This window comes from Marinomonas sp. PE14-40 (assembly GCF_051623805.1).
GTDB lineage: Bacteria > Pseudomonadota > Gammaproteobacteria > Pseudomonadales > Marinomonadaceae > Marinomonas.
In genome coordinates this window covers 2,177,161-2,203,226 of the sequence record NZ_CP130700.1, presented here as the reverse complement: position 1 = coordinate 2,203,226, position 26,066 = coordinate 2,177,161, and the positions used below count along the sequence as shown (strand labels likewise).

Sequence of the window (26,066 nt, the reverse complement as noted above, 5' to 3'; positions counted from 1 at the left end):
TTTTGTTATCAATTTAGGAAAACATAATGCGCTTATGCGATCGCGATATTATCGCCGCTCTTGATGAAGAAAAAATTATTATTAACCCAAGACCAGATAATTCAGTTATCAGTGGGGTATCAGTTGATTTAACTTTGGGTAATTCTTTTCGTATTTTTCATGGGCACCCAGCTCCTTATCTAGATTTAAGTGGGCCTAAGGAAGATTTAAATAAAGCGATCGAATCCGTGATGGGTGATGAAATTTTGCTAGACGATGGCGAACCTTTCTTTATTCACCCTGGTGAGCTTGTGTTAGGGGTGACAAAAGAATCTGTCACTTTACCTGATGACTTAGTTGGTTGGTTAGATGGTAGATCATCTTTAGCGCGATTGGGTTTAATGGTGCATGTTACTGCTCATAGGATTGATCCAGGCTGGAGTGGTGCTATTGTTTTAGAGTTTTTAAATGGTGGTAAGTTACCTATTGCTTTACGTCCGGGTATGACAATAGGTGCAATTAACTTTGAAACCATGTCTGGTGCGGCTGATCGCCCTTACAATAAGCGTGATAACGCTAAATACAAAGATCAAACATCTGCTGTTGGTAGCCGTATTTCTAAAGACTAATCAATTCTAGCCTAAAGTGAGGGCACCTTTCATGACGCAACCTTTGCCCTCATATCAAGGCATTAAAGTTAATTTAATTACAGGTTTTTTAGGGGCGGGTAAGACGACCCTAATAAAGCATCTTTTAACGCAAATCCCCGAAGGGGAGCGTTGGGCTGTTTTAGTGAATGAGTTTGGTGAAATTGGTTTAGATCAAACTCTGTTAGAAACGAACCTTACCTCTGGTAAGCATAAAAAACTACTCGAACAGGTTGCGATTAAACAAGTGGCTGGTGGATGTGTTTGTTGTGCTACATCCGCTGCTTTTCAAGTCGCTTTGAATGCCTTAATCAAGGCTCAAAACCCTGATCGTATCATCATAGAGCCAACAGGTTTAGGGCATCCTCGAAATATACTTAAACAACTTAATGGACCCCATTATCAAGGTGTTTTAGATCTTGAGCCGAGTGTTTGCCTGTTAGATGCACGTAATTTAGGAGATGAAAGGTACACCTTACATCCTAATTTTATAGAGCAGGTGGCTATGGCTGACATATTGCTTGCGAGTAAATGTGAAACCTATCAAGCAAATGACTGGCAAGCTTTTGAGCACTATTTAGACGCTCTGGAGCCAGCTAAATTAAGGGTTGAAAAAATATCTCATGGCCAATTAAGCTTAAGCCAATTGAGTATTTACCAAGAAGCGCTGGCTTTATCAGAAATGCATGATAAGTGTGATAAACCTATTGACGCTTCATATCATCATGCGCATTATGGAAATGCTTACCAGCATGACCACTCTCATAATCATCATTCTCATGACCACCACACTGATCATGAGCGTCATTTCCATTCTCTTGAGAAAGATAACTTTTCTTATTCTAGCCAAAATGACCAAGAGGACTTTTATTTTAAGGTGTCTCAAGATGGATTGAATATGGCATGGATATTTCCTGAAACGAACATTTTTGACTCTCTTTTACTTGAAAGCGTGCTCGAAAAGCTTCATGCAATGGAGAATGTGTTACGTATGAAAGGCGTGTTTAAACTTGCTTCTGGGGCTGTGTTGTTAAATGCAACGCAAAGGGATTTCTCTGTTTATAAAGATGAAGCGAAACAAACAGAATCAAAGCTTGAGTTGATTCTGTCTGCTGATTTTGATGTAAAAAACCAAGATCAAATTCAATCTTGGATATTAGGCTTAATCTGAATTAGCCGTGTTATTGAGGTCTAAGGTCAATTCTAACTTTGACCTTATTGCCTGGTGCTTCATATTTCAGGTCGTCAAAGCTAAAGAGTTTAGCGATTGCTATCCCTCTACCGTGTGGGTCAGTAATGCGTTCGTTATCGATTTCTAGAAACTCTTCCCAATTAAAACCTTCACCTTGGTCGGTAATAATGATCTCTACCATTTCAGCGTTCTTATCAATCTCTAATGTGGCATTTTTTTCTGTATTTTCACCAAGGGTTAGCCTTCTTTCGACTTCTTCTTCCCATTGGTCAATTTCCATTAAATGGGTTTTTTCTTGATAGCTAATGCCTAGGTTGCCGTGCTCTATGGCATTAATCATTAACTCCCTTAAGCCAATTGGTGTATTGATATTGTGAGGGAACATACTGCTTAAGCTTTCAACAAGGCAATTAACATCATGTAAGGTACGAAAGTTAAATTGCCCTTGATTGATTAGGCTAAAAGCATCGGCAAATTTGTCTTGGTTTTCTACTAAAGAGCGTATGCTGTTTAATTCATTTAGCGCGGCTTTAAGGACAGAGAAAAGAACATCCTGCCCTAATGGTTTCGTTAGGTAGTAAAAAGCGCCAGCATTTAAGCCTTTGGAGATAGCGGAAGGGGCACTTAAACCAGAAATCATAATAGCTGGGACATGTTTATACTTGTCTAGCTCTTTTGCTTTTTTTAATAGCTCAAGACCATCTCCATCTGGCATCACCCAATCAAGTAAGAGCACATCAAACTGATAGTCATCATTGGTTAAGTATTCCCAAGCCAGTTTGCTAGATTGCGCAAATGTAACTTGATAGTCAGATTCTGATAAATAGTGCTCTAGAATCCTTAAGTTAATTTCTTCGTCATCAACGGCTAGTAAGTGGGGGCGAATATTTGTCAAAGCGACGTCCTCATATTTGTCTTAACCCTAATATAGACGCTTGTTATAAGCTTGCTCATCTTACTATGTTTATTCTTGTAGTTGAGTGGTTAAATGAGTCATATTTGTTATGGAATTGTTATTGCTACTTGATTATTACTGGTTTTCATTAAAGCATTTTTAACACGAGTTTCTATGACTAAATAGTCAAATGGTTTTCGAATACAATCATAAGCACCATTTTCAATTGCTATTGAGGCCTCTTTTCGATACTGATCACTGTATAAGACAATCACAGGAATGTGTTTGGTTGCATTGATTTCTTTTAATTGGGTGAGGGTGTCTAAGCCGCTCATGAAAGGCATTAGCAAGTCTAATAATATCAGGTCTGGTTTATATAGCTCGGCTTTACGGAGGCCTTGAGTGCCCGTTTGGGCACAAGAAATTTGAACTTTGTCTCTTAGGAAGTTACCGAGGATTTGCAAACTGTTTTTATCGTCATCAATAATCAATACTTTTTGATTAGTATTCATGACAGGACCTCCTTGTCCTTTATAAACGTTAAGCGTCTAAATAACTTACTTCTTCCACTAGATCATTTCGATAATGTACTTGGTTCTTGCCTGACTTTTTAGCGTCATACAGTAACGCATCGGCAGCATTTAATAGCCAATTCGGAGACAATTTTTTACTGGGTTTACAAGTAACGCCTCCTAAACTGATAGTCAGGGTATTGTTATTAATACATTGAGCTTGTTCTTGCGTGGCTTGAATTCTGACATCTAGCTTTTCTATCTCTAAACGACAGGACTCAATGATTTCCTCTACATCGCATGCTTTTGTGCCAGGCATAAGAAGAATAAACTCTTCACCGCCATAGCGTGCAACGAGATGATCTTTATTACTGTTTATTGATCTCATTGTATTCGCGAGAGTAGAGGCAACTTGTTTTAATACCTTATCCCCCGAAGTGTGACCAAAACTATCGTTGTGTAGCTTAAAGCTGTCGATATCTATCATGGCGACAGTTAAAGGTTGCTCTTCATCTAAGCATTTAAGCCATTGTATTTTAAAGTCCTGGGTGAATTTTCTACGGTTTGCAATAGCTGTTAAAGGGTCAATATGAACTAGTTCATCTAATAAAAAACGTTGCTCAATCAGTTTGAGTTGTAAGCCGATGCGTGCTTGCACGATATCTGAATGAAAAGGTTTGTGAATATAGTCACATGCGCCTAGTTGAAAAGCATGAGCTTCGTGATTTGTTTCGCTCAAGGCGCTAATGAAAATAACAGGGATCTCGTTTGTACAAGGGTTCTGTTTGAGGATTTCCATAACCTCAAAGCCTGTCATAACAGGCATCAGTATATCGAGGATAATAAGATCTGGCTGAAAACGCTTACTGAAGTCAATTGCTTCAGCACCATTTTTAGCACAAAGGATTTCACAATCACCTCTATCATTTATGATGCTGGTGAGAAGAATACGATTAATCTCTTCGTCGTCAACCAACAGTATAAGATGCTTTTTATGAAAAGACTGACTCATATTAGATATCTCTATCATCTCTAGACAGGTTGTTAAGAAGTTGCTCTGTTAAAGCTGATGCTTTTTCAAATTCAACGTCTTCAACCCAGTCAACTAACTGCTTAATCTGTACTTCTATTCGACTATCTTTAGCTAGCGTTAGTAATGCTTGCATATCCTGCTCCACGCTAAAATCTGAAGAATGTAGCAATGGCAGCATACTGGTTAAATAATCTTTTAGTTTTATATCTATTTGAAGCTTACCCAATGCTGGGTCAGAATCGCTCATGGCTTCAGATAGTTCTATTATCAGCAGTTTTAGTGGTCCAGTAATATTATTGAGAAGGCCTGTTAATAAAGATTCCGTTTCTTCATTAAGGTCACTTGTTTTATTTTTATATTGTTCCAACTCTTTTTCTAATAGGGCACTTTTATTATATAAATCTAATGCCCCAATATAGATAGCATTTGATTTTAAAGAATGCACCTTAATGAATAAGGTCTCAAATTTTCTTTGATTAAACAAGTCATTAAGTTCACTCTCTAGGCCAGAGTTATCTTTTAAGAAGCTTTTTACTAATTGGATATAAAGCTTCTGCCGCCCTTTTAAGCGGGCAAGAGCTTCATGAGTAGATAATAAATTAATCTTTTCGAGTTTTTCTATTTTAGTGTTTAATTTTTGATCGTCAGTTTGTTTTTTATCTATAATCTCAGGCTTTATAAGGCTTTCAGGCTTTTTCTCTTTAATCCATAAAGCGAGAATTTTCTCTAAATTATCTGGATCAATGGGCTTGGAAATATAATCATTCATACCCGCACTTAGGCATTTCTCTTTATCTGATGCTGTTGCATGAGCCGTCATTGCGATAATGGGTAGATCTTTCCATTTAACATGTTCTCGAATTCTTTTGGTTGCACTAAAACCATCCATCAATGGCATTTGGATATCCATAAAGACGAGGTCGTACTCTTGACGTGTTAATTTTTCTATTGCTTCCAAGCCATTTTCAGCAAGGTCAATATCAGCTAATGTTTCTTTTAAAAGTCCTTGAGCAACCTGGCGATTTAAGGCGTTATCTTCGACTAATAATATTTTTCTAGCTTGATAGAGCTGAGGTGGTTTACTTTCTTTCACTGTCTTAGATGAGATCAGCCTTATATTTTTATCTGCAAAAGCTAATAACACCCTAAAACCAAATGTCGAGCCTTTACCTGGCTCACTGTTGACCCAAATTTCACCTTTCATTAGCTCAATTAATTCTTTTGATATAGCAAGCCCTAAGCCAGTTCCACCATATTGACGGGTGATAGAGTCATCGCCTTGGCTAAATGAGTTGAATAATTGACTGATTTGAGTTTTATTCATCCCCACACCTGAGTCAATTATCTCAAATTTGAGCTGGGCAAGACCGTGATCGTTTGGCTCTAAATAAATATGTATTTCCACTTTACCCAAGTGGGTAAATTTCACCGCATTGTTTGCTAAGTTGATTAAAACTTGTTGTAACCTAAGTGGGTCACCTTGCAATAATGGGATGTTTTGATCATGACAATAAATATTGAGTGCAAGGCCTTTTTCTTTGGCCTTAATTGAGCAAATGGAAGTGCTGTTTTCAATGACTTCATTTAAATCAAATGGGATAGATTCCAGTGATAATTTATGAGCTTCAATTTTGGAGAAATCAAGAACGCTATTAATCAAATCTAATAAGACTTCTGCGGATTCAAGGATCTTGTTGAGATAGTCTTTTTGTTCTAAATCTAATTGTGTTTTTAACGCCAAGTGACTTAAGCCAATAACCGCATTCATTGGTGTACGTATTTCGTGGCTCATAGTTGCTAAGAACATGGATTTTGCTTGGTTGGCTTCTTCCGCCTGCAATTTAGCTAGATTTAACTGCTTGGTTCTCTTATTAACTCTATCTTCTAAGTTTTGATAAACCAGAGCGTTGTCAATTGAGATGGCAGCTTGTCCTGCTAAAATATTTAATACCTCTAAACGATCTTTGGTAAATGCGCCCGCAATCAAATTGTTTTCAAGGTATAAAATCCCCATCAAAACACCTTGTTTTAGGATGGGATAACAAAGTAAAGAAATAGGGTTTTGCTGTTGGATGTATGGGTCAATGGCGTAATCCAGACAGGCGCTGGCGTTATCTAAAATGACCGGTGTACGGGTGCGTTTCACATAGGTCAAAATAGATTTAGGTAAAGCCGAGCTGTTTTGATTCTCTGAATTAAAATCTATTTGTGTTCCAACAGGAATACGCTCTTCATCATAGTCTTGGTTATTGTCAGAATGACTATTTATAGCTGATGCTTGTACGCTCCAACTTTCATCCGTATTAAGCAGAAGTTCGCCTGATTGAGCACCTGCTTCAGAGATAATTGTCGCCATTAATTTTGTTAGTAGTTGGTCAATTTGTATCTCACTCGAAATGATTTGAGCAGATTTTGTGACAGACATTAGATCGAGTGAACTTCTTTCAAAGTTACGCGTATTTAGAGTATTTGTCTGCTGTTGAGAGGTTTGTAGTTTGAGTTCAGGGTAAGCTTGTTGTAATTGAACCGCTTTATCTTTTGCTCCCCAGTTTAGAAAATGGGTATAGGCTTCTTTTAGGTAGCTAACTGCAATTGTTTGCTTGCTGTTTTTAAACCAAAAGCGGCCAGCGAGTTCATTGGCAATCCCTGTATGGTAAATAAAGTCGCCTTCACTCGCCCCTAAAATGGCATCATCATATAAATCAAGAGCAGCTAATGTATCGCCTTCCAAACTTGCTAGCTCCGCATCAATTAACTTCAATTTAAAGCCAAAATTCACGTCACAGTTATTTGCCCAGTTTTGCATTTTATCTTTGTTTTCAGTAATTTTTTGCAACATTTCTTTTTGAGTAGAAGCATCTAAGTCGGCGGCTTGGTATACCTGAATTAAACTTAATGTTTGTAAGAAACAATGCTCAGAAATACTGAACCAACCAAATGTAGCAGCCAATGTTTTTTCTGCTTCAATGGAGAAATCTAGCGCTAGCTGATAGTGCCCTAAAATAAAGGCTTCCATCATTTTGCTAAAATGATAGTAGTTAAGACAAAGTATATGGTTGGAATCTACGAGAGTTTGTACAAACTCAGTTTCATTGAACTCCTCATCATCCCAGCTTAAATCGTTGTTACTTCTACCTTGTAAAAGGTTGTTGGAACGCATGAGTATTTCATGCACTTCCATTGTATTTGGGTCGGCTAATTTCTTAATTACACCGTTTAGTTGTTTGCCTTCTTCTTCTATTATGTTTAGTGGTTGTCCACTTAGTAACATATGCTTGAGTATATGAAAGGCACTGTAACTGGCAAAAACAATTTCACCGGCTTCTAGTCCCGCTTTTAGCGCTTTTTTCAGGTACTCAATATTGCCTGGCAAGTGAGAAGACCAAGGGCTGTTTGTTACCCCAAACATGGTATAAATTTTACAGGTAAGAGGTGAATAGGGAGTGCGCTTAACCAAGTCTACAGCCAACTTACCGAACTCATAACCTTGCTGATAATTGCCCATAAAAGCAGCTAGCATGGTGCCATAGTTAACATACCCGAAGGCAGACATATTTGAGTTGCCCTGCTGGATAGAGAGTTTTACCATTTTGACAACGGCTAAGGTGCTCATATGTAGTTTTACATTGATTGCAGGCCCCCAAATATGGCCAAAAAGGTCCATTAAAACTAAGGTATTTGGATCCTGCATTGGGGGGAGTTCAAGTAAGCTTTCAATGCTTTTAGCCTCGATGAAAGTGCCTATTTCTGAAAGCTCTATCCCCATTTGTTGCTGCAATGCTTCATCTTCATCTGGCCAAAAAACACCTAAAAGGCGAATACCTTCTGAGCCCGCGTTAAGAGCTTGATCAAATTGGCCTAAGCCTGCATAAAGTTCCGTCTTGAGTGCGAGTATTCTAGCCCTGTCTATATCTTCAATCTGGTGCTCTAAGATAAAATCACAGGCTTTGTGAGCAGCATCAAAGCGCCCAGCCAAATGTGCCGCTTCTGCCTTTTCTTTATAGAAGTTAAGAGCGATATGGTAATTGTTGCGCCAGCAATTATCCGTTAAAAACTGAATGCCATGTTCAAGGTAATTCAGAGCTGGCACATACGCATTTGAATCTTTTGCTTTAATTGCCGCTCTTAAATTAAGCTTGATTAAGGCATGAAGCTCTTTTTCATCTGTAAAGAGAGATTGAGCAAGGTTGAAGTGATGGAGTAGGTTAAATAGCTGATCGTCTGAGTCTGGCCCTTGCTTCTCTAGTAAATTTTGTCCCAGTTCTAAGTGAATTCTTTCGGCGTTAACTTCTATACCTAGGTTGTAGGCAGCTTGTTGTATGTTGTCATGGCAAAAACGAAATTTAGGGTTAGTGATTTCGAGTAACTCACTCTGACCAAATGTTCTGTAGCTACTATCTATTGCTTGAATAAAGCCATGATCAATACAGACAGATAAGTGTTGTGCGCATAAAGCAAGTGGCTGCTTGATTAGCATGCAAAGGGTTTTAAAGTCGAAAGTAGTGCCTATAAAGGCGGCAAGTTTAAGGGACTTTTGACATGCGTAATCTATTTTCTCTATCTTGCTGATCATAAAATCAGCAACATTATCTGTTACTGCCCAGCTTCTGATCTTATCTATATCCCAACTCCAACGCCCTTTTGAAGGGGTAAAACTAATCAGCTTTTGTTCATAGATGGCATACAGAAACTGCGTTAAGAAAAAAGGGTTTCCTAGCGTTTTCTCATAGCTAAGCTCTGCTAATGTATAGGTATCTTGCGTTGCTAGAGATAGGCTAGAAGCAATTAATTGATTAACTGAGTGTAAATCTAAAGGCTGCAATTGAATACGTATGATATCTTTTTCGGTTTTACTGATTTCATTAAGAGTTAGGTTTAGTGGATGGGCATGGCTAATCTCATTCTCTCTGTAAGCCCCTATGATGAGTAGATGATTTGAATCTTCGTCACTCAAGATCGTTTCAATCAAGTTAAGTGATGCTGAATCTGCCCATTGTAGGTCATCAAGAAATAATGCAATAGGTGAGTGTCTATGGCATATGGTTTTAAAGAAGGTTTTTAAAGCCGAATTAAATCTACTCTGTGATTCACTTCCTCGGGTTATATCTGGTTCAGGCACCTCATCAAAAATAAGCGCTAAGCTTGGAATAAGGTTGCTGATAAGCTTTAAATTATTCCCTAGAGCAAGTGTTAGGGCATTACGCCATTGACTAACAATGTTTTCATCTAGGCTTAATATTTGTTTTACCCATTGGTTTCCTGCTTGGCTAAAGGCAAAGTAAGGAATATCTCGGCTATATTGATCAAACTTTCCTGATATAAAATGACCATGTTTAGCGACAACATTTTTATGTACTTCATTTACTAAAGAAGATTTACCTGTACCTGCATAACCTGTCACTAATAATAAGCTTGAAGGTCCTATACTTGCTTTGTTAAAGGCATTATTTAGTTTTTCCGCTTCTTGGGTTCGTCCACTTACTGTTTGTGTTACCTGGAAGTTTGTTCTGATATCTTGTTGCGCTATTTCGAATTCAACGAGTTCTTGTTGGTTCTCAAGTGTATCGATACATAGTTTTAAATCGGCTTTGAGACCAAAAATACTCTGATATCTTTCGTCTCCTGTTTTTGCCATTAGTTTTAAGACGATATCACTAATAACCTTAGCTATCTTATTATTGAGGGTGCTTGGAGAAGGAGGGAGCTGACTTAAATGACTGTGAATAAGTTGAATAGGGTCTTTACTAATAAAAGGCAGCTGATTTGTCAGCATTTCAAATAAGGTAACACCCAAGGAGTAGAAATCAGCACGATAATCTAGGGGTCTATTCATTCTGCCTGTTTGCTCTGGTGCTGTATAGGCTAATGATCCTGCATGGATGCTATCAGCAATTTGAGCATGGCCTGACTTTGATGTGTTGGTACTAATACCAAAATCGATTAATTTTGCTGCCTTATCTGAGATATTCCAAAGTATGTTATTTGGATTGATATCACAATGGATTAAATGTCCGCTGTGAATGTATTGAAGGGCGCTGGCAATATCAAAGGTGATTTTCAGGCTATCTATTATTGAAAGCTTTTTATCTTTTATTAGTGATGAGACTGGTATGCCTTTGCAATCTTCTAAAACCATATAAAGCGTATGGTTAGATTTTTCTAAACTGAGAGCCTGTCTGATATGTTTGCTCTTATTTAAAGATTGAATAATCTCAAATTCTTTTCGGTACCCTGCCAATAACTCTGGCGCTGGGGAGTTCCCCCTGATGACTTTAAGTATGACTGATTTAGCGTCACTTTTTCTGATTGCACGGTATATGAGGCTATTTGCCCCCTCGTGAAGTTGAGTTTCAGTTTTATATTCGGCTAACTTAATCAAGGATAATCCTCTATTTTCACTAATAAAACGACATTCTCTTATGTCGAATAGGATTTCTAGCATACTTCCATTCAAAATTAAATTATTGAAATTGAAGATAAGTTCATCTATTTCTAAATACGGTAATTAATAATAGGAACAATGATTTAATTATTGAGCTTAGACTAACTATTTTAGTAGATAAATGAAGTTACTCTTTTTATTAAATATTGAGGAAGTTGTGATGACGGATGTAAGGAAATTAGCGGTACTTGGTGGTGGTGTTTCAGCTATAACAAGTGTGTTTGATTTAACCAGTCAGCCGGATTGGAAAGAAAAATATGATATTACTCTTTATCAAATGGGATGGCGCTTAGGGGGAAAGGGAGCGAGTGGACGTAATTTAGATGATCATGGCAGAATTGAAGAGCATGGCATCCACGTATGGTTTGGCTTTTATTATAATGCGTTTAAATGTATGCGTGCTTGTTATGACGAGCTAGACAGACCCAAAGATATGCCTCTCTCATCCCTTTATGAGGCATTTACTCCGCATCACTCCACCGCATTGGCGCAAGACTTTAGGCATGAATGGTCTGTTTGGCCGGTTAATGTTCCGCCATTACCTGGCAAAGTGGGTGAAGGGGCTGATCCAGTTGATATCTTGGAAGCCTTGTCTGTTTTAATTAATTGGTTATTAAAGCACGCTGAAAAAGAACCAGAACCGTTAGATGAAGATGCTAATTTTTTTGACTTTATTTCTCATGTTAAAGACGAAGTAGAAGATTATTTTGAAGATGAAGTTATTTTAGCCGCCGTTAAAAAACTAAAAGTTGTCAGAAATGGTTTGTCTGAATGCACGACTCAAAAGGATAAGAACAAATTTGATAAGCTCATTAATGAAATAATCTGCATCATGGAGGATGTTAGGGAGACTCTAACAGGGCTGCTTTCTATTCCTGCTAGGCTAAATGTAAAAATTAATCGCATTTATACCAGCTTAGATTTTGTTTTAACCATGGGCATTGGTGTTTTAAAAGGGGAGCTTTATTTACCTGGTGCGTTAAGCAAGATTAATGATCAAAACTTTATGGATTGGTTAACTTCATGGGGGGCAAGTGAATTAACTACCTCAGGCCCTTTAATGAATGGTATGTATGGCGGTTTCTTTGCTTATAAAGATGGGGATTTATCTAAACCGGATGTTGAAGCTGGCACTGTCATCAAAGCTGGTTTGTGGGCAATTGTTGCGGTTAGAGAATCTTTTGTCTGGCGTATGCAGGCTGGTATGGGGGATGTGGTGTTTGCTCCTTATTATGAGCTGCTTAAACGCAGAGGTGTGAAATTTAAATTCTTTCATCAGGTTGAAGAAGTTTGCGCGATAGAAAAAGAGGGAAAGCATTTAATTAGTGAAGTTCGTATGGTCCAGCAGGTACCTCTAATAGAAGAAGGGCAAGAATATAACCCTCTAGTAAGTGTAGAAGATTTGGCGTGCTGGCCTTCAACACCTTTATATAATCAGATTGAACCAAGTGTTGCAGCTAAACTGATCGAAAATGATATTAATTTAGAATCCTTTTGGAGTGATTGGTCTGAGCTTTATGATCAACCTAAAGTAATCTTAAAAATGGATGAAGATTACGATCAGATTATTTTAGGTATTTCCGTTGCTTCGCTTCCTAGTATTGCGCCTAGTTTGATGGCATTAAACCCTGTTTTTAAAGCAATGGCAGAAGGTTTGTCTACTGTGGCGACTCAAGCTTATCAGGTGTGGCAGAATCAGGACATAAAAGTGTTAGGTTGGCCTGAGTATAAAGAAGGAGAGGAAGAACCTGAGATTCTCGGCTTTGATTCACAAGCTTTGGACTCATGGGCTGATGTTAGTTATTTGGTGAATAGAGAAGAGTGGAAAAAAGGAGATCCTGACTCGCCTAAAGATATCAGTTATTTCTGTGGTGTGTTTGCACCTGATGCCGCTCCCAAAGCCCCCGATCCTTCCTATCCAAAATCACAAAAGGCAAAAGTTGAGGCAGGCGTAAAGGACTTTATGTTAAATCGAGTCGGCTTTTTATGGCCAAACGCTAACCCTAGAGAGGGTGTGTACAAATGGGAATATTTAGTTGCACCTGCTGATATGAAAGGGGAGGAGAGATTAGATGCTCAGTATTGCAGAGCCAATATTGATCCTAGTGAGCGTTATGTTCAATCAACGGTAGGGACAACCAAATTAAGGTTAAAAACAGATGAGTCTGGTTTTGATAATCTATTGATTACAGGTGATTGGATTTTAAATGGTTTTAACATGGGCTGTGTTGAGTCAGCAACTATTTCTGGCTTACAGACGGCGAGAGCTGTCAAAGGTGAGAGTTATGGTATTTTCGGTGAAACCTTATTTGATTAATACTTAATGGATGATAAGAGGTTTAATACGAGTTTGTATTAAGCCTCTTATTTATTTTACCTAATTTAATCTACTCTTGAGGGGGGATTGGGTAGGGGTAGCAAGGCTCTTTTTCTTCTAAGTAACCAGTGAGGAATGGTGCTTGATCATATTTTTCTGCGGCTGCATACATTTCTTTTATGTGCGGTTTGATAATCCAGTCATCTAAGATTTTTACTCCAAAATCTTCTAGCTGAAAAGCATCTTTAATAATTTCTTTTAAATCAGGTTTCTCTTTCCAATCTTTTATTATGTCGAAAAAAACCTCTTTAAGGGAGAGTTCATCCCCTTCAATTATGGCTAAATCATCTTCAGTTAGTGGATAATTTGTTGGATAAAAGTCAGGCAGACTTGTTATTAATTTGACCGAAAAACCTCTAGGGTCTGCTAATAAAGAACCTAGTTCACCAAAAATAGTGGCATCTTCAACCATAGCTTGAGCAAAGAGTAATCTGTATAAAATGATATTTAGAAACTTTTGCTCAATGTCGTTTTCCTCTCTGGCATCGTTTAAGTAATACTCGAAAGCATTAAGTATGGTGGTGTTGTGGGCTTTGTACCAATGCTCTGCGGTTGGTGACTCTAAGTAATCTAACCAAACTTGCACCGGTATCGGTAAATCAGCTTGGGTAAGTTTTTCGTCAAAAATTTTCCCCGCTAATTCTGAATAATAGATAAACCTCAGGTTCACATTACGCCACCAAGGGCTACCTGCTTGAATTGGGTCATTAAGTGGGTTAAATACGCCACGTTTAATTTCCCATTTTAAAAAGGCTATCTCTGAGTCCCCATAATTATAGGGGTCGAGTATGGTTGAACTTCCATGATTGAGGTAGAAGTCTTGTCGTACTTTTAGCCTTTGTTGAGGTTTGTTTTCAATATCTTGGCAAAGCTTGGTGACTTCTTCTACTAATTGAGCATAAGTTTTCATCGTTTCCCTCTCTTTCCTTTTGATGATTGATATTTCTATATAAGTTAGTTCTAAACTAATATTAATCATCATAAGTGTAGGATCAAATTTATGAATCACTATTCAGAAAGATGAGGGTCTTGTTTAATGAGCTTTCATTTCTAATTGGTAAATGTCTTTGATAGCTAGAGCTGCTTAATATACATAGTGTTGAAGTAGAGTATTCCTCCAAAAGAAGCCTTGGTTATTTTTATAGAGATTGATGAAGGTATTTCGGTTTAATTGGGTTGCTTTAAACAGCAAAAATATGACAATTACGCTTATTCGATAAGATTAATATTTATACTATGCATATTTTTGTTACTAATCTTGGTAGCTTTTGTTATTGAGAGAATGTGAAGAATAGCCGAATCTGTTAGTCATAGTTACCCTGTTGTAAATAAATGGGGACAAATGAAAAAAACAATAAGAGGTCAAGGCCATGCCTGAGTATAAAGCGCCATTGCGTGATATTAAATTCGTAACAGAAGAAGTGTTGGATGTTAAGAGTCATTATGCCAACCTACCGGGAGCTGAAGAGGCTACCCCTGATATGATCGCTGCAATACTAGAAGAAGGTGCTAAGTTTGCTGAGCGTGTTTTATCTCCACTAAACCGTGTCGGTGACCAGCAAGGCTGTACTTTTAAAGATGGTGTAGTAACAACACCTGAAGGCTTTAAAGATGCTTATCAACAATATGTTGAAGGTGGCTGGCCATCTCTTCCTCATCCTGAAGAGGTAGGTGGACAAGGTCTACCTGAGTCTCTTGGTTTGATGGTGACAGAAATGATCGGTACCGCGAACTGGTCTTGGGGTATGTACCCTGGACTTAGTCATGGTGCAATGAATACGCTTGAATCCCATGGTACAGATGAACAGAAACAAACTTATTTAACCAGACTAGTGTCAGGTGAATGGACAGGTACCATGTGTTTGACTGAACCTCATTGTGGTACAGATCTGGGCTTGTTGAAAACGAAAGCTGAGCCTCAAGCTGATGGTTCTTATGCAATTTCAGGTACTAAGATCTTTATCTCAGCGGGTGAGCATGATATGGCTGAGAATATCGTACATATCGTTTTAGCACGACTTCCTGATGCACCAGCTGGAACCAAAGGTATTTCTCTTTTCATCGTACCAAAATTCAACCTTGATGGTGCTGGTGAAGTGGCTGATCGTAACGATGTAGCCTGTGGCTCAATCGAGCATAAAATGGGTATTCATGGTAATGCCACTTGTGTCATGAACTTTGATGGTGCAAAAGGTTTCCTAATTGGGCCTGAAAATAAAGGCTTGAACTGCATGTTTACCTTTATGAATACAGCGCGTCTTGGTACAGCATTGCAAGGTCTAGCGCACAGTGAATGGGCACTGCAAAATTCTGTTACCTATGCCCGTGATCGTTTGCAAATGCGCTCTCTATCTGGACCTAAAGCACCAGAGAAAGCAGCGGATCCAATTATTGTGCATCCTGATGTACGTCGTATGCTACTGACTCAAAAAGCCTTTGCAGAAGGCGGTCGAGCTATGATTCATTATTGCTCTATGCTGGTGGATATTACCAAAAAAGGTTCGCCTGAAGATAAAGCACACGCTGATGAACTGATGTCCTTGTTAACTCCTATTGCAAAAGCCTTCTTAACTGAGACAGGTTATGAAGCTGCAAACTTAGGTATGCAAGTATACGGTGGCCATGGCTTTATTTCTGAATGGGGTATGGAACAAAATGTACGAGATTGCCGTATTTCAATGCTTTATGAAGGCACAACTGGTATTCAGGCGCTAGATCTACTAGGTCGTAAAGTATTGATGTCTCAAGGTAAAACTTTAAAAACCTTCACTAAAATTATTCATAAGTTCTGTAAAGAGCATAAGGGTGATAAGCGCTTCAAGCCATATATTTCTGCACTCAGTAAGCTAAATAGTGAGTGGGGTGATATCACACTTAAAGTTGGAATGAAGGCGATGCGTAACAAAGACGAAGTGGGCGCAGCATCTGTTGATTACCTAATGTTCTCTGGTTATGTGGTACTAGCATACTTCTGGGCAAGAATGGCTGTGACTGCACAAGTGCAGTTAGATGAAGGTTCTGATGAAGAAGGTTTCTACAAATCTAAATTGCAAACAGCAACCTTCTATTACGACCGTATTTTGCCTCGCACTCGCTCTCATGTTGAAGCGATGCTTTCTGGCTCTGACAACCTATTGTCGATTGATGAAGAGAACTTTGTTTTCTTATAAGTTGTTAATTAATATGAACAAAAAACCTTACTTTCAAACTGTTTGAGAGTAAGGTTATAAACAGATAAATATGTAAGAGGTATATATGAGCAATTCTAAAGTAGTTTTTGATTCAATGATTGAGCGTTTTGATGCAGGGGAAGCAGATGATATGGAAGCTGTTTTTCAATTCGAACTAGATGATGCTGATGACTATCATATTGCGATAAATGACGGTGCTTGCGAGCTTGCTGCTGGTGAACATGATGATGCAACAGTGACATTGTCTATGGACCTTGAAACACTGAAAGACATTATGAGTGGCGAACTAGATGGCATGGCTGCTTTCATGCAGGGTAAGATTCGCGCTGATGGCGATATCATGCTTGCGACAAAATTGAATCAAATTTTTCCTCAGTAATTTGATTGCCAACTCATACCGTATGAGTTGTAGAGCCCAACGTTAATAAGCTAACGTTGGGCTTTTGACATAAGAACTTTCCCCAATATAAAAAAAACAAAGCGGAGCATTAAAATGCTGACAGAAACTGAGTCTTCACTTCATAAAGAGCCTGGTAGCTGGATACCAGAATCATTAAATCCACATAATTTTCAGTCTGTTACAGAAGTATTGAAAAAAAGCTGTAATGACTTTGCTAACCTACCTGCATTTAGCTGCATGGGTAGAACCATGAGCTTTAAAGAGCTAGATGAAAAATCCAATCATTTTGCTTCTTATTTGCAGAATGAAACTGACCTGGTACCAGGCGATAGAATTGCTATTCAATTACCTAACGTTTTGCAATATCCTGTCGTTACTTTCGGTGCATTAAAAGCAGGTCTAATCGTAGTAAATACCAACCCTTTATATACCGCAAAAGAGTTAGAGCATCAGTTTAATGACTCTGGCGCTAAAGCCTTAGTTGTGTTTGCTAATATGGCGAGTACGAGTGAATCAATTCTTGCAAAAACAGGCATTAAACATGTTTTTGTGACTGAAATAGCAGACTTTCACCCACAACCTAAACGCTTGTTAATTAATAGTGTCGTTAAATATCTTAAAAAAATGGTACCGGCTTATAGCTTACCTATGGCTAAGACGCTGAATGATGTCATTGCTAAGGGACAAAGTTATCAGGTCAAGATTGTAGATAAGAGCCCAGGTGATATCGCTGTTTTACAATATACTGGTGGTACAACAGGTGTGGCTAAAGGTGCAATGTTAACCCATGCTAACTTGATATCTAACATGCATCAGCTAGGTGATCGTCTGGATGCCCATTGTATTAAGGGTGAAGAGACATATGTAGCGCCTCTTCCTATGTACCATATTTATGCTTTTATCATTCATGGTTTAACCTTGCTTGAGAAAGGGGCTCAAACGGTTCTTATTCCAAACCCAAGAGACATTCCTGGTTTTGTAAAAGAGCTAAGTAAATGGAAAATTACAGGTTTTGTTGGCCTAAACACTTTGTTTGTGGCGCTTTGTAATAATAAAGACTTTCAAGCTTTAGATTTTTCTACATTGAAAATTACTGCTTCAGGCGGAATGCCTTTAACCCATGCAGCAGCAGATGAATGGGAAGCGGTGACTAAGTGTAAAGTTGTTGAAGGTTATGGCTTAACTGAAACCTCTCCTGTTGTGTCATTTAACCCGCCAGGAGAACAACAAATAGGTACCATAGGCATCCCTGTTGCGGAAACGCTTGTTAAGATTCTAGATGATGATGGTAATGAAGTGCCTCAAGGTGAGTCTGGTGCATTGTGTGTTTCTGGACCTCAAGTCATGAAGGGCTACTGGAAAAGAGAAGCCGCAACACAAGAAATTATGGTCAATGGAAGCTTCTTAAATACAGGCGACATTGCGCTATTCCAAGCTGATGGTTATTTAAAAATTGTCGATAGAGCTAAGGATATGGTGATTGTCTCTGGTTTCAATGTTTATCCAACTGAGATTGAAGATTGCTTGTGTTCACATCCTGATGTGCTTGAAGCTGCCGTTATTGGTATTCCTGATGAGAAAACAGGTGAAGCAGTAAAAGCATTTGTCGTATTAAAAGGTGATGATGTGCAATTTGATAGCAAGAAACTTCGCAACTACTGTCGCGAAAGTTTAACTGCTTATAAAGTGCCTAAAATTATCGAGGTAAGAGAAGACTTGCCAAAAACAAATGTAGGTAAAGTTCTGCGTCGTGCTTTAAGAGATGAAGAGGTTGCTTAAGCTGTGAGTTTGTTATCAAGCTCTTCAATAGCTACTCAACCTAATGAGCCTGTGGTGCGAGAGTTAAAGCATCGCAGGCGAGTTATTAGCGATGGTTATCTGAGAAGTGACGAATTGTGGGAAGTCGAAGCTAAAATGCAAGACATCAAAGCGTATGATGTATGGCGTGACTTTGATGGTGAACTTGTTGCTCAAGATACGCCATTTCATGATATTAGTGTTCGTATTGCGCTAGATGACACATTTGTTATTAAGGAAATTGAAGTTTGTATAGATGCTCACCCATTTCCTAATTGCCATGAGGTTGCACCAAACTTTAACAGCCTTGTTGGTACCTCAATCACATCTGGTTGGCTATCTCATGTGAAAAAAGAGTTTAAAGGTGTTGCTGGATGTACTCATGTTCTTGAGTTGATGCCAGTAGTGGCGACAACTGCTTTTCAAATGATGTGGTATCCATTGAGTGATAAATATCCAGAAAGAGCTAAATTGGCTATTCATTCTTTCTCTGACAACTGCCATGGTTGGGCTGAAAATGGACCTATGATGGCTAAGATTAGACAGGATGAAGCCAGCTAATCTTTATTTAGATTAATTTAGATGAATGCTCATGACATTTAATTGTGTCATGAGCATTTTTTTGCCCAAAAAAAGTTAGAAAAACGATAAAAATATAATGGAGCTTAATATGCAAAATATGATTCTTGAAAAGATAGAAAATGGTATTCAAACATTAACTATCAATCGTGCAGATAAAAAAAATGCAATTACGCTCGATATGTATTCAGCTTTAACGCAAGCACTTGATAAAGCAAAGCATAATGATGATGTAAAAGTAACTCTAGTGACTGGTGCGGGTAAAGATTTTAGTGCAGGTAATGATCTAGCAGAATTTGTAACGCTTGCCCAAACTCCTGAAAAGTTAAATACAACATTTGATTTTCTTCATTCTATTGCAACTTATCCAAAGCCATTAGTTGCTGCAGTTGAAGGTATGGCGGTTGGTATTGGTGTAACTATGCTTTTACATTGTGATTTGGTTGTCGCAAGCCAGTCGAGTAAGTTTATCTTACCTTTCGTAAAACTGGGGCTGGTGCCTGAGGCTGCCTCAAGTTTTCTTATACCAAGTTTAGTCGGGCATCAGAGAGCGTTTGAACTTTTGGTGTTAGGTGAGGCTTTTGATGCAAATTTAGCCCTTGAGTTAGGTTTAATAAATAAATCATGTGATCTTGGATTAGCTTATGAAGAGGCGTTAGCTTATGCCAATAACCTCTCTGCTTTACCTGCACAGGCGGTGCAGTTAAGCAAGCAGCTATTAAAGCAGCCTAAAGCTGATAGTGTGCAGTTAACTCTAGCTAAAGAAAGTCGAGTGTTTAAAGAAAGGTTAGCCTCTCAAGAAGCAAAAGAAGCCTTCATTGCCTTTCTTAATAAAGCTTAATATTCAATTATTTTAATATTAGATATACATGTTTTGTTGAATTAATAATCGGTTGATGGGTGTTTTCGATACTTATATTTCATGTATAGAGTGAGTGCTATCAAGGGCTAGACTTAGTTTGGAGATTTTTGTCAGTTAACTGTGGCTTTTTTGTTATTGATGAAAATCTGTCAGAATTTAGTATTAAGTACAAATGACAGCCATCCAAAATAAAAAAGCATTAGGATGCTTGTAGGTTCTAAATCAGTTTAGAACTTAGTTTAAAAATAGACACGAGGGGCGTATGAAAGTATTAGTCGCAGTTAAGCGCGTTGTTGATTACAACGTCAAAGTAAGAGTACAGGCAGACCACAAAGCGGTCGAGCTTGCTAATGTCAAAATGTCTATTAACCCATTTTGTGAAATTGCGGTTGAAGAAGCGGTACGCTTAAAAGAAAAAGGCATAGCAACTGAAATTGTAGTTGTTTCAATTGGTTCTAAAGGTTGCCAAGAAACACTAAGAACGGCACTGGGTCTAGGTGCTGATCGTGCTGTTCAAATTGAAACAGAAGACGGTGTAGATTCTTTAGCTGTTGCTAAGCTTCTGGCTGAGGTTGCTAAAACTGAGTCACCAGATCTTATTATCTTAGGTAAGCAGGCTATTGACTCTGATAACAATCAAACTGGCCAAATGTTAGCTGCTCTACTTGATATGCCTCAAGCAACTTTTGCCTCTGAAGTTGTTGTTGAAAACGGTGAAGCGCAAGTGACTCGTGAGATTGACGGTGGCTTACAAACACTGGCAGTGAGTTTACCTGCCGTTGTGACGACAGACTTACGTTTAAATGAACCTCGTTTTATCAAACTACCTAATATTATGAAGGCGAAGAAAAAGCCTCTAGATGTTAAGACACCAGAAGAATTAGGTGTTTCAGTTGCATCGAATGTAAAGGTTATTTCTGTGACTCCGCCAGCTGAACGTCAAGGTGGAATTAAAGTAGGCTCTGTCGCTGAGCTTGTAGAAAAATTGAAAAACGAAGCTAAGGTGATTGCATGAGCATTTTAATTATTGCAGAACATGATAACGCTAATCTAAAACCAGCAACTTTAAATACGTTAGCTGCAGCAACACAAATTGGCGGAGATGTTGATTTATTAGTTGTTGGCGCTAACTGCCAAGCCGTTGCGGAACAAGCCTCAAAAGCACAAGGCTTAACACGTGTCTTATTAGCCGATGATGCTGTTTATGAATATCAGTTGGCTGAAAATGTCAGTAAGTTAGTCGTTGAATTGTCTGAAAGATATAGCCATATTCTAGCGCCTGCGACAACGACTGGTAAAAATATGCTGCCACGTGTCGCTGCTTTGCTTGATGTTGCTCAGCTTTCAGATGTAATCAAAGTTGAAAGTGCTGATACGTTTGTTCGTCCTATCTATGCAGGTAATGCTATTGCCACAGTGCAATCAAGTGATGCAGTTAAAGTGATTACAATCCGTGCGACGGGTTTTGACCCTGTTGCAGGTGAAGGTGGAAATGCAGAATTGGTTACTCTTTCTCAAGTGATTGCGTCAGATAAGAGTCGTTTTGTAGGTGAAGAACTTGCTGTCTCAGATCGCCCTGAACTAACTGCTGCAAACATTATTGTTTCAGGTGGGCGTGGTATGGGGAGTGGTGATAACTTCAAAATTCTTGATGGAGTTGCAGACAAACTTGGCGCAGCGGTTGGTGCATCACGAGCTGCGGTTGACGCAGGCTTTGTGCCAAACGATTTACAGGTTGGTCAAACAGGTAAAACCGTAGCGCCTGATTTATATGTCGCTGTTGGTATTTCTGGTGCGATCCAGCATCTAGCAGGTATGAAAGATTCGAAGATAATTGTGGCTATCAATAAAGATGAAGAAGCACCAATTTTCCAAATTGCAGATTATGGTTTAGTCGCAGATCTTTTTGAGGCTGTACCTGAGTTAGAAAACGCGTTGTAAGCGATTGGGTATCCCCCGATTATCAACTTTAACGAGGCAGTGAATACTGCCTTGCCTTAGGCTCATTTTTGAATGAATCCAAGGAAAGGTCAAAATAAGAAAAATTGGAGATCAGCATGATTTTTGAAGGACAAGCAATAAAGGTAGCTGAAAAGTCACCTGGCATTGCCATCGTCACTCTTGATTTACAGGGTGAATCAGTAAATAAATTTAATAGCTTAACTTTGCAAGAATTAGGCGAAGCCGTTTCTGCATTGAAAGTACAACCGGGCTTGAAAGGTGTTGTTTTTGCCAGCGCGAAAGATGTTTTTGTTGTTGGTGCAGACATTACTGAATTTTCGACTTGGTTTGAATTAGAAGACGAGCTATTGGCTGAAAAGCTGCGTGCAGCCCATAAAATCTTCAATGATATTGCTGCTCTTCCATGTCCAACAGTTGCTGCTATTAATGGTGTTGCACTAGGTGGTGGTTTTGAGCTTTGTTTAGCCTGTGATTATCGTGTTATGGCTGATTCAACAAAAGTTGGTTTACCAGAAACGCAATTAGGTATTTATCCTGGTTGGGGTGGTACTGTGCGACTTCCTCGTGTAATCGGTGTTGATAATGCGTGTGAATGGATTTGTGGTGCTGGTCAAAAACGTGCCAATGTTGCTTTAAAAGATGGTGCTGTTGATGCGGTTGTTAAAACTGAAAAAGTTTTAGAGTCTGCGCTTCATCTTGTTGAGCAAGCAGCTTCTGGTAAGCTTGATTATATGGCTCGTCGTGAAGAAGAAACTGCACCTATGGTTTTCTCTGCGATTGAAAAAATGATGATTTTTGAATCTGTACGTGGTGTTGTTGGTGCTAAAGCAGGTAAACATTATCCAGCGCCTATGGCTGCGATTAAATCAGTAGAGAAGAACATTGGCCAAGCATTTGAAAAAGCCTGTGAAACAGAAATTGCTGGTTTTATAAAAATGGCGAAAACGCCAGTTGCAAAATCCCTTGTTAACCTTTTCTTAAGTGATCAGCAAATCAAGAAAACATCAGGGGCATTGATTAAAGATGCGACGCCTGTCAAGCAAGCTGCTGTATTGGGTGCTGGTATTATGGGGGGTGGTGTTGCTTACCAATCCGCTTCTAAAGGTACGCCTATCATTATGAAGGATATTCGCACAGAAGCGATCGATCTTGGTTTAAATGAAGCGACTAAGTTGTTAAATGGTCAGGTGTCACGTGGTCGTTTAACGGCTGATAAAGCAATGAAGTCACTAAGTAAAATTGTGCCTGCTTTGACCTATGGTGAATTTGAGAATGTTGACCTAGTGGTTGAAGCTGTTGTTGAAAACGTTAATGTTAAAAAGTCTGTATTAGCAGAAACAGAAGGTCATATTGCTGATGATGCTATTTTGACCTCTAACACTTCAACTATTTCGATCACTGAGCTTGCGACTGCGCTTAAACGTCCTGAAAACTTTGTCGGTATGCATTTCTTTAACCCAGTGCATAAAATGCCTTTAGTTGAAGTGATTCGTGGTGAAAAATCTAGCGAAGCAGCCGTTGCTAAAACAGTGGCTTACGCACAGGCTATGGGTAAAACACCGATTGTTGTGAATGACTGCCCAGGTTTCTTAGTTAACCGTGTCCTATTCCCTTATTTTGGTGGTTTTGCTGCCATGATGAAAGAGGGCGCAGATTTCCGTCAAGTTGATAAAGTGATGGAAAAATTCGGTTGGCCAATGGGTCCTGCTTATTTGATGGACGTAGTCGGTATTGATACGGCTTACCATGCTGATGAAGTGATGGCGCAAGGTTTCCCTGATCGTATGCAACACGAAGGTGTGAGTGTCATTGATCGCTTATTTGAACTTGAGCGTTTTGGTCAGAAGAATCAAAAAGGCTTTTACACTTACGAAAATGATCGTAAAGGTAAGCCGAAGAAAATTTACAATGAAGAAATCGTCGAGCTTCTAGCGCCGACTGTTGAGTCTCAAACTGAGTTAACAGAAGAAGACATCATTGCTCGTATGATGATCCCTCTATGTATCGAAACTGTTCGTTGTCTTGAAGAAAGTATCGTTGCTTCGCCAGCTGAAGCGGATATGGGCCTTATTTATGGTATCGGCTTCCCTCCATACTTAGGTGGTGCAATACATTATCTTGACCAAATGGGTCTAGCTGCATTCTGTGAGTTGGCTGATAAGTTCAGCCACTTGGGTAAACTTTACCACCCAACAGAACAAATGCGCGCTATGGCAGCTAATAACGAAACTTACTACGGCAATGCTGCTAAGTAATTCATAGGTCGAGATTAGGAGATAATCCATGAAATTGAATCCAAACGATGTAGTCATCATTGATGCCGTACGCTCACCTATGGGTAAGACGAAGAACGGTGTTTTTAGAAATGTACGTGCAGAAAACTTATCTGCAGGTCTAGTAAAAGCTTTATTTAAACGTAACCCTGGAGTTGACGTAAATGAAGTAGAAGATTTGATCTGGGGTTGCGTTAACCAGACGCTAGAACAAGGTTTTAATATGGCTCGTGCTGTTGCTCTTATGGGTGGCTTGCCTGTGACGTCTGCTGCTCAAACTGTGAACCGTTTGTGTGGTTCATCAATGTCAGCGATTCATACTGCTGCTCAAGCAATCATGACAGGTCAAGGTGATGTGTTTGTGGTTGGTGGTGTAGAGCATATGGGTCACGTCAATATGATGCATGGTGTTGATGTAAACCCTGCTATGTCTAAGCATATGGCAAAAGCGTCCATGATGATGGGTGTGACAGCTGAAATGCTAGGTAAAATGCACGGAATTAGCCGTGAAGATCAAGATGCAATGGGTGTGCGTTCACACCGTCTTGCTCACGAAGCTACTTTGGCAGGTCGTTTTGATAATGAAATCGTACCGATTGAAGGGCATGATGCAGAAGGTAATAAAGTACTGGTTGAAGTTGATGAAGTAATTCGACCTGAAACAAGCCTAGAATCTCTAGGTGGCTTACGTCCTGTATTTATGCCAAAAGGCGGTACAGTAACAGCCGGTACTTCTTCCGCTTTATCTGATGGTGCTTCAGCTATGTTGATGATGTCAGCTAAAAAAGCAGAAGAGTTGGGAGTTACACCTATCGCTCGAGTTAAGAGCATGGCTGTGGCTGGTTGTGATCCTGCGATCATGGGTTATGGCCCTGTTCCAGCATCGAAGAAAGCACTTAAACGTGCGGGTTTAACTATCTCTGATATTGAAATTGTTGAGTTGAATGAAGCTTTCGCAGCGCAGGCGCTACCTGTAATGAAAGACCTTAAACTGCTTAATGATTTAGAAACCAAAGTGAACTTGAACGGTGGCGCTATCGCCCTCGGTCACCCTCTGGGTTGTTCAGGTACGCGTATTTCGACAACATTGCTTAATGTAATGAAGGAGAAAGATGCAACACTAGGTCTTGCTACTATGTGTATTGGCATGGGGCAAGGTATTGCAACCGTTTTCGAACGTTTGTAATTGAAAAGGGGTGCGCCCCCGCACCCAATTTCAATGTTATTTGAAAGTCCATCTCTGTCTTTTAGCCCCTCTTTGAGGGGCTTTTTTTTGTTTAAAAAAAGTGCTTATAATTTATCTACTTTGAGCTAGAGGTTAAACCATCAAAAAGGAGTTAAGGTGTGGAGTATCGACAAGCAGGCTTGAGAGACCTAGAAGCTATTGCAAACCTACATGCTAAAAGTTGGCAAGAAACCTATACCGGTATTTTGTCTGATGAATATTTAGATAAATGCGTATTACAAGACAGACTAGATGTTTGGCGTGAAAGGTTGACTAACAAAAGTACAAATCAAGTTGTTTTACTTGTTGAAGAAGCGAATAACCTGCTTGGCTTTATTTGTTTAGTGAAATCGCCAAGTGCAAAAACTATCTTGTTAGATAACCTACATGTTGATTCAAGCTATAAAGGCAAAGGCTTAGGTAGGCAGCTTATTTATAGGGTTCTATCGAGTATGGGTGAGCTCGAAGGGCTTAGCTTATATTTAGAGGTGCTAGTAAAGAATGAAAATGCTATTCGCTTTTATGAAAAATTAGAAGGTAAGCGTGCCGAGACCAATATATGGAATTCACCTTGTGGTAGCAAGGTAGAGGAGTTTGTTTATCTCTGGCCAAGTGCCTTGACGCTCAGGAAGTCTCTAAGACTTATTAGATAATTCTAGAAAGGAAGTGCCAGTTAATACTGACACTTCTGAAAATATAT

At 39.1% G+C, this 26,066-nt stretch carries 18 protein-coding genes; 13 read left to right on the top strand and 5 right to left on the bottom strand.

Features of this window, described 5'->3' with window-relative positions:
• The first annotated feature begins 26 nt into the window (after nucleotides 1-26).
• Both dcd and Q0A08_RS10055 read left to right on the top strand, forming a co-directional pair.
• Nucleotides 27-608 carry a dCTP deaminase gene (dcd, locus tag Q0A08_RS10060; protein WP_438466866.1) on the top strand — a complete coding sequence of 194 codons (582 nt, stop codon included), beginning with the start codon at nucleotides 27-29 and terminating at the stop codon, nucleotides 606-608.
• A 31-nt stretch (nucleotides 609-639) separates the two neighbouring features.
• The gene (locus Q0A08_RS10055) at nucleotides 640-1,797 is read left to right on the top strand and encodes a CobW family GTP-binding protein (RefSeq protein WP_438466864.1); all 1,158 of its coding nucleotides are present in this window, start codon (nucleotides 640-642) and stop codon (nucleotides 1,795-1,797) included.
• 10 nt (nucleotides 1,798-1,807) lie between these two features.
• Here the strand turns inward: Q0A08_RS10055 and Q0A08_RS10050 are convergent, their stop codons facing one another.
• The 4 genes from Q0A08_RS10050 to Q0A08_RS10035 all read right to left on the bottom strand — a co-directional run bounded on the left by Q0A08_RS10050 (nucleotide 1,808) and on the right by Q0A08_RS10035 (nucleotide 10,637).
• The gene (locus Q0A08_RS10050; protein ID WP_438466862.1) at nucleotides 1,808-2,713 is read right to left on the bottom strand and encodes a response regulator; all 906 of its coding nucleotides are present in this window, start codon (nucleotides 2,711-2,713) and stop codon (nucleotides 1,808-1,810) included.
• Nucleotides 2,714-2,820: 107 nt separating this feature from the next.
• The gene (locus tag Q0A08_RS10045; protein ID WP_438466860.1) at nucleotides 2,821-3,225 is read right to left on the bottom strand and encodes a response regulator; all 405 of its coding nucleotides are present in this window, start codon (nucleotides 3,223-3,225) and stop codon (nucleotides 2,821-2,823) included.
• 28 nt (nucleotides 3,226-3,253) lie between these two features.
• Nucleotides 3,254-4,237 carry a GGDEF domain-containing response regulator gene (locus Q0A08_RS10040; RefSeq protein ID WP_438466858.1) on the bottom strand — a complete coding sequence of 328 codons (984 nt, stop codon included), beginning with the start codon at nucleotides 4,235-4,237 and terminating at the stop codon, nucleotides 3,254-3,256.
• 1 nt (nucleotide 4,238) lies between these two features.
• Nucleotides 4,239-10,637 carry a protein kinase domain-containing protein gene (locus Q0A08_RS10035; protein WP_438466856.1) on the bottom strand — a complete coding sequence of 2,133 codons (6,399 nt, stop codon included), beginning with the start codon at nucleotides 10,635-10,637 and terminating at the stop codon, nucleotides 4,239-4,241.
• Nucleotides 10,638-10,821: 184 nt separating this feature from the next.
• Here Q0A08_RS10035 and Q0A08_RS10030 point away from each other — a divergent pair, with 184 nt between their 5' ends.
• The gene (locus tag Q0A08_RS10030; RefSeq protein WP_438466854.1) at nucleotides 10,822-13,017 is read left to right on the top strand and encodes an NAD(P)-binding protein; all 2,196 of its coding nucleotides are present in this window, start codon (nucleotides 10,822-10,824) and stop codon (nucleotides 13,015-13,017) included.
• Between the two features lie 70 nt (nucleotides 13,018-13,087).
• Here Q0A08_RS10030 and Q0A08_RS10025 read toward each other — a convergent pair whose 3' ends face one another.
• A complete protein-coding gene (locus Q0A08_RS10025; protein WP_438466852.1) occupies nucleotides 13,088-13,987 on the bottom strand; it encodes a hypothetical protein in 900 nt (299 codons plus the stop codon).
• A 460-nt stretch (nucleotides 13,988-14,447) separates the two neighbouring features.
• On the opposite strand from Q0A08_RS10025, the gene Q0A08_RS10020 reads away from it, so the two are divergent.
• From Q0A08_RS10020 to Q0A08_RS09975, 10 genes are all read left to right on the top strand, one after another.
• Nucleotides 14,448-16,247 carry an acyl-CoA dehydrogenase C-terminal domain-containing protein gene (locus Q0A08_RS10020; RefSeq protein ID WP_438466850.1) on the top strand — a complete coding sequence of 600 codons (1,800 nt, stop codon included), beginning with the start codon at nucleotides 14,448-14,450 and terminating at the stop codon, nucleotides 16,245-16,247.
• Between the two features lie 85 nt (nucleotides 16,248-16,332).
• Nucleotides 16,333-16,647: an SCP2 sterol-binding domain-containing protein gene (locus Q0A08_RS10015; protein WP_438466848.1), complete on the top strand. Its 315-nt coding sequence runs from the start codon at nucleotides 16,333-16,335 to the stop codon at nucleotides 16,645-16,647.
• Nucleotides 16,648-16,761: 114 nt separating this feature from the next.
• A complete protein-coding gene (locus Q0A08_RS10010) occupies nucleotides 16,762-18,447 on the top strand; it encodes an AMP-binding protein (protein WP_438466846.1) in 1,686 nt (561 codons plus the stop codon).
• A 3-nt stretch (nucleotides 18,448-18,450) separates the two neighbouring features.
• A complete protein-coding gene (locus Q0A08_RS10005) occupies nucleotides 18,451-19,026 on the top strand; it encodes a DUF2889 domain-containing protein (protein ID WP_438466844.1) in 576 nt (191 codons plus the stop codon).
• A gap of 109 nt (nucleotides 19,027-19,135) precedes the next feature.
• Nucleotides 19,136-19,885, top strand: a complete 750-nt coding sequence (locus Q0A08_RS10000; RefSeq protein WP_438466842.1) for an enoyl-CoA hydratase-related protein — start codon at nucleotides 19,136-19,138, stop codon at nucleotides 19,883-19,885.
• A 283-nt stretch (nucleotides 19,886-20,168) separates the two neighbouring features.
• Nucleotides 20,169-20,921, top strand: coding sequence for an electron transfer flavoprotein subunit beta/FixA family protein (locus tag Q0A08_RS09995; protein WP_438466840.1), 753 nt, complete (start codon nucleotides 20,169-20,171; stop codon nucleotides 20,919-20,921).
• Nucleotides 20,918-21,847, top strand: a complete 930-nt coding sequence (locus Q0A08_RS09990; RefSeq protein WP_438466839.1) for an electron transfer flavoprotein subunit alpha/FixB family protein — start codon at nucleotides 20,918-20,920, stop codon at nucleotides 21,845-21,847. The genes Q0A08_RS09995 and Q0A08_RS09990 overlap by 4 nt, the downstream gene beginning before the upstream one ends.
• A 116-nt stretch (nucleotides 21,848-21,963) precedes the next feature.
• Nucleotides 21,964-24,123 carry a fatty acid oxidation complex subunit alpha FadB gene (gene fadB / locus Q0A08_RS09985; protein WP_438466838.1) on the top strand — a complete coding sequence of 720 codons (2,160 nt, stop codon included), beginning with the start codon at nucleotides 21,964-21,966 and terminating at the stop codon, nucleotides 24,121-24,123.
• 28 nt (nucleotides 24,124-24,151) lie between these two features.
• The gene (fadA, locus tag Q0A08_RS09980; protein WP_438466836.1) at nucleotides 24,152-25,327 is read left to right on the top strand and encodes an acetyl-CoA C-acyltransferase FadA; all 1,176 of its coding nucleotides are present in this window, start codon (nucleotides 24,152-24,154) and stop codon (nucleotides 25,325-25,327) included.
• 158 nt (nucleotides 25,328-25,485) lie between these two features.
• Complete coding sequence (locus Q0A08_RS09975) at nucleotides 25,486-26,019, top strand: GNAT family N-acetyltransferase (RefSeq protein WP_438466835.1); 534 nt, start codon at nucleotides 25,486-25,488, stop codon at nucleotides 26,017-26,019.
• Nucleotides 26,020-26,066 lie beyond the last annotated feature (47 nt).